Annotated in this window: 16 protein-coding genes; 6 read left to right on the top strand and 10 right to left on the bottom strand. The window is 35.3% G+C overall.

What is annotated here, in order from left to right; genetic code table 11:
* Positions 1 to 40 precede the first annotated feature (40 nt).
* On the top strand, positions 41 to 319 hold the full coding sequence (locus MQX03_RS09270) for a hypothetical protein (RefSeq protein WP_242802689.1): 279 nt from the start codon (positions 41 to 43) through the stop codon (positions 317 to 319).
* Between the two features lie 320 nt (positions 320 to 639).
* Here the strand turns inward: MQX03_RS09270 and MQX03_RS09265 are convergent, their stop codons facing one another.
* The 8 genes from MQX03_RS09265 to MQX03_RS09230 form a co-directional block, all read right to left on the bottom strand.
* Positions 640 to 1,404 (bottom strand): sulfite exporter TauE/SafE family protein, encoded by a 765-nt coding sequence (locus MQX03_RS09265; RefSeq protein ID WP_242802688.1) that lies wholly within the window; start codon positions 1,402 to 1,404, stop codon positions 640 to 642.
* The gene (locus tag MQX03_RS09260) at positions 1,395 to 1,847 is read right to left on the bottom strand and encodes a FixH family protein (protein ID WP_242802687.1); all 453 of its coding nucleotides are present in this window, start codon (positions 1,845 to 1,847) and stop codon (positions 1,395 to 1,397) included. Before MQX03_RS09260 ends, MQX03_RS09265 begins: the two co-directional genes overlap by 10 nt.
* Positions 1,848 to 1,859: 12 nt before the next feature.
* Positions 1,860 to 3,314, bottom strand: a complete 1,455-nt coding sequence (gene ccoG, locus MQX03_RS09255; protein WP_242802686.1) for a cytochrome c oxidase accessory protein CcoG — start codon at positions 3,312 to 3,314, stop codon at positions 1,860 to 1,862.
* Positions 3,315 to 3,412: 98 nt separating this feature from the next.
* Positions 3,413 to 4,291: a cbb3-type cytochrome c oxidase N-terminal domain-containing protein gene (locus MQX03_RS09250; RefSeq protein WP_242802685.1), complete on the bottom strand. Its 879-nt coding sequence runs from the start codon at positions 4,289 to 4,291 to the stop codon at positions 3,413 to 3,415.
* 100 nt (positions 4,292 to 4,391) lie between these two features.
* Positions 4,392 to 4,589, bottom strand: coding sequence for a cbb3-type cytochrome oxidase subunit 3 (locus MQX03_RS09245; protein WP_242802684.1), 198 nt, complete (start codon positions 4,587 to 4,589; stop codon positions 4,392 to 4,394).
* A gap of 12 nt (positions 4,590 to 4,601) precedes the next feature.
* On the bottom strand, positions 4,602 to 6,863 hold the full coding sequence (ccoN, locus tag MQX03_RS09240; protein WP_242802683.1) for a cytochrome-c oxidase, cbb3-type subunit I: 2,262 nt from the start codon (positions 6,861 to 6,863) through the stop codon (positions 4,602 to 4,604).
* A gap of 5 nt (positions 6,864 to 6,868) precedes the next feature.
* The gene (gene ccoS / locus MQX03_RS09235) at positions 6,869 to 7,090 is read right to left on the bottom strand and encodes a cbb3-type cytochrome oxidase assembly protein CcoS (protein WP_242802682.1); all 222 of its coding nucleotides are present in this window, start codon (positions 7,088 to 7,090) and stop codon (positions 6,869 to 6,871) included.
* A 109-nt stretch (positions 7,091 to 7,199) separates the two neighbouring features.
* Complete coding sequence (locus tag MQX03_RS09230; protein WP_242802681.1) at positions 7,200 to 9,578, bottom strand: heavy metal translocating P-type ATPase; 2,379 nt, start codon at positions 9,576 to 9,578, stop codon at positions 7,200 to 7,202.
* A gap of 90 nt (positions 9,579 to 9,668) precedes the next feature.
* Here MQX03_RS09230 and MQX03_RS09225 point away from each other — a divergent pair, with 90 nt between their 5' ends.
* From MQX03_RS09225 to MQX03_RS09205, 5 genes are all read left to right on the top strand, one after another.
* A complete protein-coding gene (locus tag MQX03_RS09225) occupies positions 9,669 to 10,382 on the top strand; it encodes a Crp/Fnr family transcriptional regulator (RefSeq protein ID WP_242802680.1) in 714 nt (237 codons plus the stop codon).
* A gap of 59 nt (positions 10,383 to 10,441) precedes the next feature.
* Positions 10,442 to 11,257, top strand: coding sequence for a 3-methyl-2-oxobutanoate hydroxymethyltransferase (panB, locus tag MQX03_RS09220; RefSeq protein WP_129535744.1), 816 nt, complete (start codon positions 10,442 to 10,444; stop codon positions 11,255 to 11,257).
* Positions 11,257 to 11,583, top strand: coding sequence for a hypothetical protein (locus tag MQX03_RS09215; RefSeq protein ID WP_242802679.1), 327 nt, complete (start codon positions 11,257 to 11,259; stop codon positions 11,581 to 11,583). Before panB ends, MQX03_RS09215 begins: the two co-directional genes overlap by 1 nt.
* A complete protein-coding gene (locus MQX03_RS09210) occupies positions 11,583 to 12,269 on the top strand; it encodes an RluA family pseudouridine synthase (RefSeq protein WP_242802949.1) in 687 nt (228 codons plus the stop codon). Before MQX03_RS09215 ends, MQX03_RS09210 begins: the two co-directional genes overlap by 1 nt.
* A 147-nt stretch (positions 12,270 to 12,416) precedes the next feature.
* A complete protein-coding gene (locus MQX03_RS09205; RefSeq protein ID WP_242802678.1) occupies positions 12,417 to 14,531 on the top strand; it encodes an Ig-like domain-containing protein in 2,115 nt (704 codons plus the stop codon).
* A 62-nt stretch (positions 14,532 to 14,593) separates the two neighbouring features.
* Here the strand turns inward: MQX03_RS09205 and MQX03_RS09200 are convergent, their stop codons facing one another.
* Together MQX03_RS09200 and MQX03_RS09195 are read right to left on the bottom strand one after the other, a co-directional pair.
* A complete protein-coding gene (locus tag MQX03_RS09200; RefSeq protein ID WP_242802677.1) occupies positions 14,594 to 16,717 on the bottom strand; it encodes an outer membrane beta-barrel protein in 2,124 nt (707 codons plus the stop codon).
* 55 nt (positions 16,718 to 16,772) lie between these two features.
* Positions 16,773 to 18,899, bottom strand: coding sequence for an outer membrane beta-barrel family protein (locus MQX03_RS09195; RefSeq protein ID WP_242802676.1), 2,127 nt, complete (start codon positions 18,897 to 18,899; stop codon positions 16,773 to 16,775).
* Between the last annotated feature and the right edge of the window lie 30 nt (positions 18,900 to 18,929).

The raw sequence follows: 18,929 nt of genomic DNA, 5'->3' as shown, positions 1-18,929 counted from the left end.
TATAATACTAATATTATGTTTTTGTTATGCCAGTAATTCAATGGACAACAGAGATCAACATAATTATGAATATTTTATTAAGAGTGATTTAAAGGGTACGGTTATAGAAGCAAAAGAATATGCTAGAGGAGTAAAATTGCAATTAGATAATAAAACAGTTGTTTTTTATCCGACGACCAGTAATTTAAATGAAAATAATATTTTCCTTTTTACAGTAAAAAAAGGTGATAGTATTATTAAAGAGCCATTTCAAGATACTCTAATTTTAAAAAAAAAGAATGGAATATTTTTTAAATACACCTTTTTTAAATTTAAATGAAATAACCCCTTTGTAAACACAAAGAACCTCGCAATTTGTGAGGTTTTTTGTGTTTACATCGCAGCAATATTTTTCTGCAGATAATCTTTAAAACGTTTTTTAGAAACGAAAGTTTCAATAAGCTTTAGGAGAATGTTTTTTCTTCGGTGTCGAGTTCGTTAATTAATTTTAGTTGTTCCAGAACTGCGGTATCTTCTATAGAAACTTCGTGGGGAACATTATTTTTTTCCATTGAAGAAAATAATATCGTCAACGGAAATCCCGAAATGTTTAGCGACAAAAACCAATTTATCAGCAAAGATAATCACTTCAATGATAAATCAATGGCAATTCGCATTATGAGGATGCGTGCTGTGATCTCCCGGCAAATGACATTCACCTACATTGTCTTTTGAAATGGTCATTGCTTCAGCTCTTGGAGAGATGTACGGAATTCCCAACTCTAAACCTCTCAGAATAAATAATCCTCCCAAAATAATCATAATGACCGGAACTGCTTTTAAAATTTTAAGTCTGAAAGCTTGATTCATAAGGTTTCCGACTAAAACTACTGCAAACATGAATGGAAGGGTGCCTAAACCGAATAAAGCCATATATGAAGCTCCCTGTAAGATTCCTCCGGCTGCTAAGCTTGCCGTTAATGCCATGTAAACCATTCCGCAGGGAAGAAAGCCATTGAGAACTCCTGTGGTGAATCTTGAGCGGTAATCTGCTTTCTGTAAAAGTTTTCCTAAGTTTGATTTTACTGAGAATAGAAATTTAGATAAAAAAGGAATTTTTGAAGCAAAGTCTTTTCCTCCAAATGAAAATAAGGCCATCACAATTAATAAAACTCCCACAGCAATCGTTAAATACTGCTGAAAACCTGCCATCTCAAATCCTTCACCGATAATTCCTAAAATTCCACCCAATAATGAATAGGTGAAAATTCTTCCGAACTGATAGGTTAAGTTTTGAAGATAAAAATTGGTCGCTTGTTTTTTGGTTAATCCCATTGACAAAGCAATCGGGCCGCACATTCCGATACAATGGAAACCGGAAGCAAAGCCTAAAGCAATCGCCGATACCACAAATGCTATTTCCATATTACATCATAATCGAGTCGGTAGTCTGTCTTGTTGGTAGTCCACATCAATCGCAAAGTATAATTTCCTTTCGTTAAAACTCTTGCAGGAATAGAAAATGACTGATTGGCGTCAAGTTGCTCAGATCTTTTGATATCTAAATTCTGATCATCTGATCTGTTCAGCACAAATTTAATATTTGAATTTGCGTTGTTGATGGTTGCAGGGAAGGTTAATTTAATTCCCTCAGCATTTTGAGAAAATGCCGGTTTTTCTTTAATGGTATCTGCTCTTTTCTTTGCATCGATTACTGATTGGTATTCTAATTCTTCTTCGTAATACTTATCAGTTACCATTTCCGAGTTCTTCTGTCCGTTCGGAAATAAAAAAAGCATTGATAAAATAAATATGATAAAAGAACCGAGCGCTAAAAATACGCCGTGTCCCCAAGTGAAATTTTTCATTCTTTAAAAAAATTAAAATTGTAATTTAAATGGTCCTTCGAAATAAGTTTCATAAGAATCTATAAGCTCGCCCTTCATATCGTAAACTCCGATTTTGATGTTTTGCTTAGAAAGTTTCATGGCATTCTCCGGAAAGCTGATGTTAATCGTTCCTTTGGTAATCTTATCTCTGGCAACCGTAATTTTGCTTGATGCGCTATAGCTGATTTCACCTTGTGCAGGTTCAATGACTTTGATGGTCACGATTTTTTTATCGTTCGTTTTATTCAGGAAAGTGTAGTTGTAAGTATTGGTGATTTTTCCTTCTCTTACAAAGAATGTGCTTCCGGCTGGTTTAATGAATTTTGCTTCCATCTCGCCACGGCTTGACAGTAAATATCCTAAGAATCCAACCAATAAAACTAGAACTACGGCAAAGCCTTTCATTCTTCCGGTAAATTTGTAAGGTTCTCCGGTTTCTATTTCTTTTTCGGACGCGTAACGTACAAGACCTTTAGGCAAACCTACCTTTTCCATCACTTCATCACAGGCATCGATACATGCTGTACAGTTGATGCATTCTAATTGCTGTCCGTCTCTAATGTCGATTCCTGTCGGACAAACTACCACACATTGGTAACAGTCAATACAGTCACCTTTTCCGGCAGCTTTTCTGTCTTCACCTTTTCTCCATTTAGAACGGTTCTCACCTCTATTGAAATCGTAAAATACGTTGATGGTTTCTTTATCAATTAAAACACCCTGCAATCTTCCGTATGGACAAACCAATGTACAAACCTGCTCTCTGAACCAAGCGAACACAAAGTAAAATGCTGCGGCAAAGAGAATCATTACAATAAAGTTGGTTGGATGTGCAAATGGCCCTGCTGATATAATCTCGATGACCTGCTCGTAACCTACAATGTACATGAACATAAAGTGGGTAATGATTAGCGAAATCACAACGTAAACTGACCATTTCAAACTTCTTTTCCAGATTTTTTCGCTGTTCCACTCTTGTCTGTCCAGCTTCATCTGCTTGTTTCTGTCTCCTTCAATCAAGTATTCTATTTTACGAAATATCGATTCCATAAAAATTGTCTGAGGGCATATCCACCCGCAGAAAATTCTTCCGAATGCAATCGTAAAAATGATAATGAAAATAAGAGAAGCAATAGCTCCTAAAGTAAGGATGAAAAAATCTTGCGGATAAAATGGCTGTCCAATGATGAAAAACTCTCTATCGATAACATTAAACAGAAAGAAAGGATTGCCATTGATCTTGATGAACGGCACTGTAAAATAGACAATCAGTAAGAAATAACTTACAAAGTCTCTGTAGTTGGTATATTTACCTTTTGGTTTTTTTGGAAAAACCCATTTTCTCTTTCCGGATTGTTCCATTGTTCCTATAGAATCTCTATAGGTTTCAGGATCTAAAACCTGTCCCTGTCCGCCACGCAGAATATCTTCTTCTTTATCTGACATTATAGTTTGGTTTTATTTAAAAAAAGAAAAAACATAATTCGTTACTATTTTTTAATTTAATAACAAATTATGTTTAATCATATATTTTCAAGTTTTAATTACTGTTTCTCCCACTTGGCTTCATCACCATAAGCTGGTGCTCCGCCTTTGTCTGTTGTAATTGGTGGAAGTTCCTGGTTGATGTGGTAAACGTAAGCAGCAACATTCTGAATGTCTGTACCTGTTAATACTCCGTTTTTACCCCAAGCCTGCATTGCAGTTCCTGTTACACCATTTTCTACAACGTGGAATACGTTTTTGAATAATGTTTTCTCAGGTTGGTTGTGCCAGAAGTTATCTGTCAGGTTAGGACCAATACCTCCTTTACCACCGTCTGAGTGACATGATACACAGTTGCTTTTGAAGATTTCTTCACCTGCAGCGATGTTATCTTCAGAAAATACAGCTGTTTCTATTGTTACAGGCGGCTGGCTCTTGTTGTATTCTTCGATAGATGCCATTTGCTCTTTATACTCAGCATCATATTCGCTCAATGGGTGAGCAAAGTCTGTGAAAGAATATGCACAAATATACACTACACAAAATACAGTTCCAAAGTAGAATAATCCTAACCACCATTTTGGTAATTGGTTGTCTAACTCCATAATCCCGTCGAAACCATGGTCAATAAGGATATCTTTTTCTTCTGTATCAGACTGCTTTTTGAAAGCTGCGTCATACTGTCTCTTTAAGAAAGGAATTTTCTTTTCAGATAAGTACGCTGCTTTTTCTGCGTCAGATAATTTTTTGAATTTATTATTTTCAATCAAATCTCCGATTGCACTGTGAATGTATGCCAAGATTGCACTGATTGCTACAGTTCCCCAGAAATAAGGTGAAGCTAAAAACGAGTAGCTTTGAACAAATAAATAATAAAAAACTATAAGAAGCCCCATTATTATCAAGATGTTTACAAAAACCGGTGTTCTTTGTTTCATAAGTGAATGTTTATTGTTTTTAAATGTCATATGAAATCACCATCGTCAAAATGTTATTATCAATAACTAGGCTAACGGCGATTTCATAATCAATAATAGTTTAATCTTTTAAATTAAAATCATCTTCATCATCCCCAAGAGGTGCGTTCTCTTCTTCTCTGTAATATTTTTTAGGTCTGCTAAAAACATAAATAATTAAACAGATAAAGAACAACATAAAGAAAATAAGAGCCAAAGTTTGATACAAACCTGCATTTTCCGTATTGGATAATATATCTTTAAAGTTCTGAGGAATCATGAGCTTTTAATGTTAGTTATTACTAGCTGTTTTTATTTCAGTAGTTTTAATATCTGTACCCAATCTTTGTAGGTAAGAAATCAATGCTACAATTTCCTTCTTCTCCAATTTTACGTCTGGTCTTTTAGCGTATTCCGCTTTCAAGTCAGCTGCTTCAGAGTAGATGTCTTTTACAATTTTTGCAGCCTGGTTGTCTGCCCATTTATCTGCAGAATCAATTTGAGCTTTTGTATAAGGTACATCAAAAGTATTTTTCATCAACTTCATTTTGTCAACCATCTTAGATCTGTCTAGATTAGTTGCAATCAACCAAGGGTAACGAGGCATGATAGAACCTGCAGAGGTAGATCTTGGGTTATACATGTGTTTGTAATGCCAAGAACTTGGGTTTTTACCACCTTCTCTATGCAAATCTGGTCCTGTTCTTTTTGATCCCCAAAGGAAAGGTCTGTCGTAAACGAATTCCCCTGCTTTAGAATACTGTCCGTTTTTACCGTTAAATCTTACAATCTCGTCTCTGAATGGTCTTACCATCTGAGAGTGACAAGCATTACAACCCTCACGGATATATAAATCTCTACCTTCTAATTCTAACGGTGAATAAGGCTTCACTGCTGAAATCGTCGGCACACTTTTCTTCAATGATAGGGTAGGAATAATCTCTACCATACTTCCTATTGAAATGGTTAGTAATGACAATACAGTTAACAACATTGGCATTCTCTCTAACCAAAGGTGGAATCCTTCTCCTTCCTTACGTTTGTTCCCGATGTTTGCCAAAGCTGGTGCTTCTGCAGGAACTTCTTTTTGGAATGATCCCTGTCTAACAGTTTTCCAAACATTCACAACCATTAATAAACCACCCGAAAGATAGAATAAACCTCCTAAGAATCTTAATTTGTAGTAAGGAATAATTGCCGTTACAGTATCCAACCAGTTTTTCCATAATAATGTTCCATCCGGGTTGAATTGCTTCCACATTAGACCTTGAGTAAATCCTGCGATGTACATTGGTACTGCGTAGAAAATAATTCCTAATGTACCTAACCAGAAATGCCAGTTAGCTAATTTTACAGACCACATTTTTGTTCTCCACATAATTGGTACCAAGTAATAGATAACACCGAATGCCATGAAACCATTCCATCCTAATGCTCCTAAATGTACGTGACCGATAACCCAGTCTGTAAAGTGACCAATTTTGTTGATGTTTTTTGTTGCTAAAAGCGGTCCTTCAAACGTTGCCATACCATAACAAGTAACTGCAACTACGAAGAATTTCAAAATAGGATTTTCTCTTACTTTATCCCAAGCTCCTCTTAACGTAAGAAGACCATTCAACATACCTCCCCAAGACGGTGCGATTAGCATAATTGAGAAACCAGTTCCCACTGCCTGCGCCCATGCCGGTAAAGCTGTATACTGAAGGTGGTGAGGACCAGCCCAAATGTATACGAAGATCAATGACCAGAAGTGAATAATCGATAATTTATAGGAAAATACAGGTCTGTCTGCTGCTTTAGGTAAGAAATAATACATTAAACCTAAAACCGGAGTCGTCAATACGAATGCAACTGCATTGTGACCGTACCACCATTGTACGATAGCATCTTTTGCTCCTGCATATGCTGAATAAGATTTCCAGCCAGAGAAAGATAAAGGTACTTCAAGATTGTTGAAGATGTGAAGCATCGCTACGGCAACCCAAGTTCCAAGATAGAACCAAATGGCTACGTAAAGGTGTCTTACTCTTCTTTTCTTGATGGTTAAAATCATGTTTACACCGAAGATAATCCAAGATACGGCAATCAAGATATCGATTGGCCATTCGTGCTCAGCATATTCTTTTGAAGTGTTGATCCCCATAAAGAAGGTGATGTACGTAGCTACAATCATGAACTGCCAAGTCCAGAAATGAATCCAAGACAATGTATCACTATACATTCTTGTTTTTAATAATCTTTGTGTAGAGTAGTAAACCCCTACATAAACGATATTACATACAAATGCAAAGATTACTGTCGTAGTGTGCAGCATTCTTATTCTACCAAAACCAAACGCACCATGTGTGTTGATCAAACCTTGTATGTTACCAGATGATAAACTGTTTATCGTTGTATCATCAGTCCCGAAAAAGAATTCAGGAAGCTCAGGGTAGAAAAGCATCAAAGCTGCTGTCAGCCCAAACACGAATCCTATAATCCCAAAAACTATGGTCGCGTATAGGAATGCCCGAACAATACTGTTGTCATAACTAAACTTTTGTGTCTCCATATTAACTATTCACTTTTTTCTTCAAATTTATTACTTTCTCCTTTTTCACTTTTATCGTTCTTGTTGCCAGAATCTTCTTTCTCCTTCACCTCATCATCAAAAAGTATTCTTACAGCCGGTGACTCATCGTCTTCAAACTGTCCTTTTCTGGCATTAACTATAAAAACGATCAGGAAAACTGCAGCTAAAGAAACACTGCATAAGATCATTAAATATAGAATATCCATTAGACAACAAAATTAACCTATTTTCGGGGTTCAAAATTAGTGAAAAATAATGACATTAATCACGAAATACGGGCTTTGGCTAATTTAAAATCAGTCTAAATAAGGGCTTTTAAGCGGTTTTTCGAAAATATTTGCGACCTAGAATCCAGGTCGAAAGTGTAGTAAATGAAATCACGGTGATGGAGCTCAGCGGCATCAAAATGGCGGCAAATAATGGTGACATGTGACCGGTAACTGCAAAGCTCAAACCAACAATGTTGTAAAGAAAACTGATTACGAATGTTAATTTTACAATCGTCATTGATCCTTTGCAAACATTCAGGTAATTGTCTAAATGTGAGACTTTTTCGCCATTCATAATCACGTCTGAGGATGGCGTAAAGCTGTTGGTGTCGTCAGAAATGGCAATTCCCACATTACTTTGTTTTAGGGCTCCGGCATCGTTTAATCCGTCACCTAACATTGCGACTTTCATTCCGTTGTTTTGTAGGCTTTGGATGAAGTTTAATTTGTCCTCGGGGCTTTGGTTAAATGCCATCGAGCTCACATTTGGGATGATAGTTTTTAGCTGACTTTCTTCTGAAGAATTATCTCCGCTTAAGATGAAAATCTTGTACTGAGCGATTTTTTTAAATAAATTTTTAAGGTTTTCCCGGTATTCATTTTTAAAAATAAACTTTCCGATAAACTCGTTATTCTTGCTGATGTAGACAGCAGTCTCCAGGTTTTTAGATTCCTGATTGTTATATTTTGCGGAACCTATTTTATATAAATTGCCTCTTACATTTGCTTCGTAACCTTTTCCTGAAATCTCAACAAATTGTTCAACCGGAAAATAATCATCATTAATTTCAATGAAATCGTACAGTGATTTTGAAAGCGGGTGGTTTGAATTTTTTAATAAAGTTTTGACATTCATTAAATCAAATTCCTGGATCTCAGAACCTTCAAATTTGATATTTGTCTTTTTTCTTTCGGTAATCGTTCCTGTTTTATCGAAAACGATGGCATCTAATTTTGAGATTTTCTCAATCGTCAGCGTATCTTTTACATAAAATTTATTTCGACCTAAAATCCTCATAATATGTCCGAAAGTAAATGGAGAAGATAATGCCAATGCGCATGGGCAGGCAATAATCAGAATCGCTGAAATCACCTGGAACATTTTTTCTAAATCAATAAATGACCAGTAAATTCCTGAAATAACGGCAATTCCTAAAATGATAAACGTGAAATATTTACTGATGTCGTTGATCAGTGTGTCTAATCCCGTCTCATGCTTTTTGAAAGCTTCTTTGTTCCAAAGCTGAGTTAGATAACTTTGGTCTACGTTTTTAATGACTTCTAATTCAAGAGAAGATCCGACTTGCTTTCCTCCGGCAAAAATTTTATCGCCAGGTTGCTTGCTGATACTTTCGCTTTCTCCGGTAATAAAACTGTTGTCGATGTTTCCTTCACCGTTAATCAAAACCGCATCCACCGGAATGATTTCCTGATTTCTAACTAAAATTCTGTCGCCAATTTTAATTTCAGAAAGCAAAATGTTTTGCTGTTTCCCACCGAAATCAACTTTGGTAACTGCAATCGGATAAAAAGATTTGTAATCTCTGTCGTAAGAAAGTGAACTGTACGTTCTTTTCTGGAACATTTTCCCTAGTAGCATAAAGAATAGAAGTCCGCATAATGTGTCAAAATATCCCGAACCGTAATCAGTCATGATTTCATAAACACTTCGTCCGAATAACACGAAAATTCCCAAAACAATCGGAACATCAATGTTGACGATTTTGTTTTTTAAACCATACCAAGCAGATTTATAATAATCTGAAGCTGAATAAAATACCACAGGAAGTGAAAGTAAAAACATTAGCACACGGAATAAACCTTTGTAATGTTCCATCCAAACGTCTTCGCCACCAATATATTCTGGAAAGGCTAAGAACATTCCATTTCCAAAGGCAAAACCTGCAATCGCTAATTTTACCAGAAGAGATTTATCTAAATGATCTTCGTTTTTGTCAGCAGTTTCTAAACTTATGGCTGGTTTGTAACCTAAATTGGTTAAAAAGTTAGCTAATTCGCTTAATTTTAAATCGTTATGATTGAATGAGATCTGCAAGTTCTTTCTTGTAAAGTTGACCTGAGAATATTTAATATCTTTATGAAGCGTATGAAGACTTTCTAAAAGCCAGATGCATGAAGAGCAGTGAATCACTGGGATTTTGAATGTGACCAAACTTGTATTTCCTTCTGAGAAATCAGTGATTTTTTCAAAAATTTCAGGTGTGTCGAGATAATCAAACTGTGAAGAATTTTCGTCGTTCGGACGGATTCCTGCGCGCTTATTTAATTCGTAGAAATTAGTTAGATTGTTGGTATTCAGAATTTCGTAGACCGATTTGCAACCATTGCAGCAAAAAATTTTCTCATCAAAAGGAATTCTCTCCTTTTCTATGTCTTGTCCACAATGAAAACAGTTCTCGCTCACCTTCATAAATTATTGACTGACAAAATTATAACAATTTTTTTTGTTTATCGAGTTTAAATGTTCTATTTTTGTGATAAATGTCATATTAAAATGTCGCAGGAACAACAGATTGCTATTGAAGAAAGATTTGCCAGGGTTTTTAACGATAAATCCTTCAAAGAAAGGCTTTCCAATACTGATTTTGAAAGATACTTAGGTGCAAAAAAGAAGATGAGTTTTCAGAAACACGACATCATTTTTGATGATGGTGAAATTCCGAAAGGAGTTTATTTTTTGGAAAAAGGAGCTGCAAAATTGTCGAAGTCTGGCTCTTTTGGGAAAGATCAGATTTTAAGATTTATAAAAGAGGGTGATATCATCGGATATCGTGCTTTGCTTTGTGGTGAAAACTTTCAGGCTAAAGCAGAGGCGATGACTGATGTAGAATGTACTTTTTTACCTGCAGAAGTTTTTATGGATCTTCTTGAGGTTGATCCTCAGCTGTCATTCATCATGCTTCAAAAAATAGCTTATGAGTTGGGAGAATCTTCAAACACCATTACATTTTTAGCTCAAAAAACAGTTAGAGAAAGATTGGCGGAGATTTTAATTCTTTTAGAGCAAAAATTAGGTACAGATCCTGAAGGTTTCATCAAAATCTCATTAACAAGAGAAGAGATAGCAAACATTATCGGTACTGCAACGGAAAGTGCCATCCGATTGATTTCTGAATTTAAAGGAGATCAGCTCATTGAAGTAGATGGAAGAAACATTAAGATTCTCAATCACGATAAACTCATGAAACTCGGTCACGTAGTTTTATAATTATTCAATATACAAGTCGGCGGAAGCCGACTTTTTAACTTATAAACAATACATATATTATGTCTGTTCATTCTGAAATCAAAAGAGTTACCACTGAAACCTTACGAAAAATGAAATTCGATAAGGAGAAAATAACCATGCTTACCGCTTACGATTTTACCACTGCGAAAATGGTAGATGCCGGTGGAATCGATGCCGTGCTCATTGGCGATTCGGCAGCTAATGTTATGGCGGGTTTTGAAACTACATTGCCGATCACTTTGGATCAAATGATTTATCATACTCAAAGTGTTGTGCGTGGAATAGACAGAGCTTTGATCGTGGCTGATTTGCCTTTTGGAACTTACCAAAGTAATCCTGATAAAGCATTGGAATCATCAGTAAGAATGATGAAAGAGGGTGGTGCTCACGCCATAAAAATTGAAGGTGGAAAAGAAATTTCAAAATCTATAAAGAAAATCATCAATGCTGGAATTCCTGTAATGGGACATTTGGGATTGACACCGCAGTCTATTTATCAATTCGGAACTTATAAAGTGAGAGCGAAAGATGAAGAAGAGGCTGAAAAATTAATCAGTGATGCAAAGCTTTTGGAAGAACTAGGCTGTTTTTCTATTGTTTTAGAAAAAATTCCTGCAGATTTAGCTAAAAAAGTTTCAGAAAGTATCACAATTCCAACAATTGGAATTGGGGCGGGTCCTGACTGTGACGGACAGGTTTTGGTATATCATGATATGGTAGGAATGAACAAAGGTTTTTCACCAAAATTCTTAAGAAGATATTTAGATTTATATACAGAAATCACCGGAGCTGTGGCACAATACGTGAAAGATGTGAAAAGTGCTGATTTCCCTAACGAAAAAGAAAGTTACTAATGAGAAATAATTTACAAATGGCGCAGGGGATTATCTCTGTGTTGGCAATACTTTGTCTGGTTATTGGATGGTTTGGAATGTTTTCGCCGGAAGTCAACGAGATTATTTCAAGAAAATTATTTTATCTTTTAATAGGGTTGAGTTTTGTTTTGCAAGCCCCATTGCTTTCTAATGCGAAATTTACATATCCTATGTATGCTGCTGCTGCATTATGTATTATCGGAGCTTTTCTACCTGTGGAATCTGATTTTTCATTCATTAAAACAGTTGGTTTGCTGGGTGGAGTGATTATTTCGTTTACCAACAGATCTGTGAACCGTCAGTAATTATGAAGGAGCAAATTGTTTATGAGGATAACCACCTTTTGGTCATCAATAAAAAAGTTGGACAATTAGTACAAGGCGACAAAACTGGAGATGAGTCTCTGCTGGATTCCATTAAAAATTATATTAAAATAAGAGATAACAAGCCTGGAAATGTTTTTCTGGGCTTGGTTCATCGTATCGACAGACCAACTTCGGGCTTGGTTATTTATGCTAAAACTTCAAAAGCACTTTCCCGTTTGACGCAGATGGTTAAAAACAGAGAGGTCAAAAAAACGTATTGGGCAGTTGTTCCTAAAGAAATGATTCCTCAAAGCCAAAGACTGGTTCATTATTTACAGAAGAACGAGAAAAATAACAAAGCAATTGTTTTTACCAAAGTGACTGATGGCGCAAAAGAAGCAATTCTTACTTATAACATTATAAAGACTTTAGATAATTATCATCTTCTTGAAATTGATCTTGAAACGGGAAGGCATCATCAGATTCGTGCTCAGTTATCAAAAACAGGAGTTCCGATTAAAGGTGATTTGAAATATGGTTCGCCACGATCAAATCCTGATGGCGGAATAAATTTACACGCAAGAAAATTGGAATTTGTACATCCTGTTACGAAAGAGAATTTAGAGATTATTGCTCCGGTTCCGCAGAATGATACGATTTGGAGAGCTTGTGAGAATTCAATATAGTGGGATTAATCAAGTTTTCAAAATCAATTAATAGTCATAATGTCTATTAATATTTTAATTATTTTTCAATGTTTTATTGTTTTTTTTAAATATAATTGATGTTATGTAAAAAATAGTATATTTGTTTTAATCTAAATTGAAACAAATATGAAGCAATTTTACCAAAGCCTTTTTCTTAAAAGGAAATCAACAAAAATTTATCTAAAAAGTGCCGTCGCTGGTCTGGCATTTTTATTTGCGGGTCACAATACTGTACATGCACAAGTAAGTGCTTATAGTTTTGCGCAGTCTTCTGGAACTTTTACGACAATTTCGGGAACGGTATTGGGAGAGGCAACAGGCAATACCGCAGCAACCAATTTAGATAGTAATGTCTATCCCGTAACGTTACCATTTGCATTTCAGTTTAATGGAACTCCTCAAAATAATATTAATGTTTCTAGTAATGGATTTATTACTTTTGGAGCAACTGCACCTCTTACGAGTTTAACATCTCCGATTAATGCTTCAGGTAATTATGATGGTGTGATCTCTGCATTTGGGAGAGATATTAGTAGCTTTTTTAATGTTTCTGGAAAATCTGGGAAAATATCTTGGGAAACGGTAGGAACTGCACCAAACAGAGAAGTTGTTATTCAATGGGAAAATTTCAGATTAAATTCTGCAACTACAGTAACATCTGTTTTTTCTTTTTCATTTCAAATTAGATTGCAGGAAACGACGAATGCTATAAAAATCGTTTATAATAGTGGTTCTTTTCTTGTAGGAAGCACCAATGTATCAGGAACAGTGCAAATTGGTTTGAGAGGAAGTACAATTACAGATTTTAATAACCGATTAAATGCCACGACTTTAGAATTTGTAAATTCAACTCAAGGTACAGCTAATAGTAGTACGCAGGCTTTTAACATATCTAACGCAATTCCTGGTACACCAAGCGCGGGATTAGCATATACTTGGTCACCACCAAGTTGCTTTCAGCCAACTGGTTTGACAGTCAATAATATTACTGGAAATGCCGCTTCAATTTCTTGGGTAGCATCACCATCTTCTCCTTCTGGAGGATATGATATTTATTACTCAACAAGCAATGTAGCTCCCATTTCTTCTACTACACCTACTATATCTGGTTTTATGGGGCTTACCACTACAATAAGTTCATTAGCCTCGTCTACCATGCATTATGTTTGGATAAGATCAAATTGTGGATCGGGTAATCTTAGTGCTTGGACGCTTTATCCGGTACTATTTAATACAGAATGTCAATCACCTACACTTACTTCTACAACAGGAGCAACAGTTTGTCCGAACCAATCGGCTACTTTATCAGCAGTTGCGCCAACAGGTGCTAATGTAATTTGGTATGATGCGCCAACAGGTGGAAATATTGTAGGAACCGGAAGTAATTTTACGACTCCGGTTTTAGCATCAACCACAACATATTATGCAACAGCATCCACAGGAAGCGGAACTATAACTACAGCAAAATCAACATATACTCCTAATCCTTCAAGTGGAGTAGGACTTGCAAATTTTGGGTTATTATTTGACGTAACGGCACCATTCACATTGAAAAAAGTAACCATTTATCCTATTAGTTCGGCGGGATCAGTGCTGGGTAATGTAACTATTGATGTAATTGACGCTGCCGGTACAGTCGTGCATACTAAAACAGTTGATGTAATTACCTCACCTTCTTTTGCGCCAGTGGCACAGGTTATTAGTCTGGATTTTCCGATGGCTGTAGGGACAAATTATAAATTAAGACCTAGTGCAAAGTCAGCTACTGTCGGGAATTTGCTTTTTGATCCTTCTGCGAATGCTACTGCCGGAAATTTTGGTTTCCCATATAATGTTCCTGGTTTTTTAACTATTAATTCAAGTACTTTGACCGCTGCACCGACTAATACACCTAGAACTGATTTGTATTATTATTTTTATGACTGGAAAATAGGATCAGGCTGCGAATCTCAACGTGTAGCGGTAACTGCTACCGTAGACTCAAACTGTCTTTCAACTTCAGAAAATGAAGCTAAAAATGTTATAAAAGTATATCCAAACCCATTCTCAGAAGTGGTTAATGTCACTAAACCGGAATTGGTGAAATCGGTAAGAGTTTCTGATCTTTCAGGGAAATTGATAGAGACAATTAATCAACCTGAATCAGTTTTAAGATTAAATGATCTTTCTGCAGGAATGTATTTACTGCAACTTGATATGAAAGATGGTTCTAAGCAAACCATTAAAGTAATTAAGAAATAATACTTTAACCATCAAATAAAAATCGGCTCTAAATTTTTAGAGCCGATTTCTTTTTATCTATCTTATTGTTGCAAGATTCCACCTGTGGTTTCGCTTTGGGTAGTTTGCTTGATCATGTTCGGATCTTCTTTTGCTAGTTTATTTTTGGTCGGGATTTTATAATTGACCGTAATTCCGAAACTTCGGCTGTCGAATTTGTTTGATGTAAAGACTTTCCCTCCTAAAGAATTTGCCACAATTACACTTTTATTCTGATTAAAAATATCTCTAGCGTAGAGCGAAAGATTAAGACGATCCGCCATGAATTTTTTTGATATCGTTAAATCAAAAGCATTATTCAAAGGTTTCTCAATTTGAAAATAATAGAAATTTCCTCCCTTTGGTATCACGTTATAATTCGCCTGAAGTCTGATGTCTTTTGGAAGAATAAACTGTCCCATTAAACTGAAAACCCAGAAACCTTTTGATTTAATATCAGGCATTTCCTGGATCTGATAACCTGCATAAACATATAATAAGTTCATTTTATCAGGATTTACATTAAATTTCATCAGCTCGCTGAAAGGCGTTGTGAAAAGCATAAACGGAATCGGCATTCCGAAATTGAAGTTGTGTGTTCTGATACTGTTTACTTGTACCTGTTCGTTTCTGATTAAATTACCTTCTCTTGAAACTTTCTGAACAATCTGATTTTTCACCCAACTCGTGTTGTAGCCAATGTACGCATAATCAAATGCGCTGATTTTGATTTCAGCATTGTCATAAATTGTTGGCTGTAGATCAGGATTACCACTTGTTGTAAGCGTTTCTGTACTAAGTGTTGTGTTATTTGGGTTTAAGAGCGAAACACTTGGCAGGCTGATTTTTTTGTTATAGTTTAAATTAACGAAAAGTTGTTTCATTAAATTATACTGCACACTTGCGTTTGGAAAAACTTTAAACTTTTTAAAAGGATTTAAATTATCCTGTTTCAGATTACCGGTCTTATCAATCATTCTGGTAATCCCTGTAATATCATAATTTTCGGCTCTTGCTCCGGCGATGAAATCAAACTTCTTTAAAGTTGCCTGAAATTCTAAGTACGCAGAAGTAGTCTGCCTTGTGTAATCAAGATTTACAATATTTCCATCTTTCGTTTCAAAATTTTGCTGGTCAAATAAACCTCCGAAGCTTACTTTTCCTTCATCCAAAATCTTCAAAGGCTGAGAATAATCGATTCTGAAATTGTATAAATTAAATAAAGAAGAGTTGTTTAATGATTTATCTCCAAATTGATTAAACTCTGAATCGCTGTTGGTATAAACTGCTTTAAAATCAAGCTTCTTATTTTTATCCTCAAATTTTTTCTGATACGTAGCAGCAACTTCTTGTCTTAACCCTTTAGAATCACTTCCAAAATTAGATGTTGAAGTACCATTTACAAAATTATCAGTCGCAATATCTGCGCCTCCATTGTTGTGATTGACATCGTAGTTCAACAACAATCTGTCTTTCCCAAGCTCAAAAGTGAAAGCAGAATTCATATAATACGTTCTTCCAAGCGAGTTGGAATGGTTTCTGGTAAGTGAATCAAACTCAGAAAGAGATAAACTTTCTCTATAATACTGCCCCAGATTGACCTGCCATCCGAACCATTTATTTCTTGAATTTAAGGCAATTGAATTATTAAATCTACTTCTGTATTTATCATAGTTCGAAAAACGGTAACCTCCGTTGTAAACAGCAGTAAGGTAATTTTTCGCAGATTTGCTTGTAATAATGTTTAAAATAGCACCTCCAGAAGTTGCAGGAAACTCTGCGCCGGGTTGCGTAATGATTTCAATCCTGTCAACCGAGTTTGCGGGCATGCCTTCCAGAAAAGCATTCAATTCGTTACTTGAAATGTTCAAAGGTCTTCCATCCATATAAACATCCAATGGTTTTCCCTGATACATCATTCCTACCATATCAGATACCACCAAACCTGGAAGTTTTTTGACCCCTTCCATTAAAGATCCTGAATTTAAGCTGGGCTGCTCAGAAAAATCAAAAATTGTACGGTCTGCTTTTTGTTCAACTGCTTTTTTAGTTTTGGTTATGACGACGCCTTCGATTTCTTTTTCCTTGGTTTCTTTGTTGTCTTTCGTTTCCTGTGCGAAACCTAAAATCGAACCTAAAATTGAGAGAGTAAATAAAGTTTTCTTCATAATGTGAGTAAATCTATTCTGTTAGACGAAGAAAAATCTGATTTGTTACAAAATTTTACTGTGCTCTATCTTTTTCTTCAAAATTGATGCTTTTAGTATTGATTTTCTTTTTGTTATTTCCTAACTTGTAATTTACGCTTAGACGAAAACTTCTGCCATCCCAATAATTATTAAAATGCTGGCTGTTGTCGCTGAAATACATATCACCACGATATTTTTGAGCAAAAATATTGGTTACGGTTGCGTTAATCTGCAGTTGTTTTTCCATCAGAGAAATTTTTATTCCCGAATTTAAATTTGAAAAATTATGAAAAGAAGAATTGACATTTTGGTAAGGTAAATTCTGACTGTAATTCAGAAAAAAGTATAAGGTTTTGTTTTTGTTCAGAGTGAATGTATTGTTAACCGAATAACTTAGAGAATGACCTTTTTGGGCTTCAGCTTCGATGTTATATACTTTAGAATCTGTGAGCGATCCGTTTACCGAAAGGCTTGCTTCCCAGAATTTGAAAAATTGATCAGTGTAAGAAACATTGAATCCGTAAAAGTTATTATCATAATAATTAAGATACGTTCCGATTTGCGAAATTTCGTCTATTAAAGAGATTTGCCCAAAACCGTTTTTAAGTTTTAAATAATAAATACTCGCAGAAAATTTGTTGTTATAAGTATATCCCAATTCTAAATTATTGATATAAGATGGCTTTAACAAAGGATTTCCTGAAGAATAAGAGTAAGGATTTTCATACCATCTAAAGGGATTCAGATTGCTCATGCTTGGGCGGTTAATTCTTCTCGAATAAGAAAGACTGAATACATTTTTCTTTTCTTTATACGAAACAAAAGTCGATGGAAACCATTGTCCGTAATTGTATGAATTACCAATATTGGTCGAAGGAGTGAAACTTTTTGCCTGTGTGTTTTCATAACGAAGTCCAGCTTTTGTTTCCCAATGTTCTCCAAAACTTTTAGCATAACTAAAATAAGCAGCATAATTTTCTTCCTGATATTCAAATAAATTAGTTCTTTGCAAGTCTGGAATATATTTGTTGTTGATGATGTTGAAATACTGAAGATCCGTAGAATTTTTAAACTGGTTAAATTTTAATCCGGTTTCTATCGTTCCAAATGAAAATGGAAGCTCGAGATCTCCCTGCACAGAAAAAACCTGTGGTGCCACAATTGAAGTCGTCTTTACATCCTGAATCGTTTGATCACTCAGTTTTAAAGTGGAAAAATTAACTTCCGTATTAGAATCATTCTTAAAATAGTTTCCTGCGAAGCTTAGTTTTTTTCCTAAGGAATCTAATTTCAAATCATAATAGGCACTCAATGTATGAGTAGGATTTTTCTCACGATGAAAGTTGCTGGTCAAAAGATTTTCAACTGTATAATCTGAGCTGATATTTTTTGTTTCATTAACGATATCCATTCCAGATTTTTCGTGAGCATAAATGTATTCCATCCCGATTTCAGAATTTTTATTAAGCTTATACGAAAGATTTAGGTTTGGCGTCAATTCTTTCCACATGTCTTTTCTTACGGAACGGCTGTAGTTTTGTACAACTCCTAAAATCGTATAGTTTTCTTTTGAACGTTTTGCTCCGTCCAGATAACCTGTTCTTAATGATAAACTCAATTTTTCAGTTTGATAATTCAGCGTTCCGTTTATGTTTCCGCTTGAATACGTTCGTTGATTTAATCCTGTGTTTACAGAGCTACTCCAGCCTAAGTTCGGATTTTTTCTCAAAATAATATTAATCAATCCGCTGTTTCCCTGTGCTTCATATTTTGCGGGTGGAGTAGTAATCACTTCAATTTTAGCAATATTTTCTGAGCGAATTATTTTCAGATAATTTAAAAGAGCCACTCCTGAAAGATTAAGCATCCTTCCGTTAATCATAACATTTACGCTACTTTTCCCTGTAATTGATATGCTTCCGAGATTATCATCAACTTTCAGCATAGGAACATTGGCTAAAGTTTCTGCGGCATCCATTCCCTGTGAAGCAATTGAAGCTTCTACATTGAAAATAAGTCGGTCAGCTTTCCTTTCTAAGAGTAATTTTTTCTTTCCATTAATGGTAACAACATTTATATTTTTGACTTGTAAAGTATCTTGTTTTTGAGCAAGAAAGGAAATGTATAAAAATGAAGCAGCGATGATGAATGTCTTTTTCATAGGATAAGAATCGTTTAGTTTTTAAAATAG

Origin of the sequence: Chryseobacterium aahli (genome assembly GCF_022699665.1) — a bacterium.
GTDB lineage: Bacteria > Bacteroidota > Bacteroidia > Flavobacteriales > Weeksellaceae > Chryseobacterium > Chryseobacterium aahli.
Note: the sequence above shows the minus strand (reverse complement) of the source record. Positions and strands in the feature narration are given on the sequence as shown.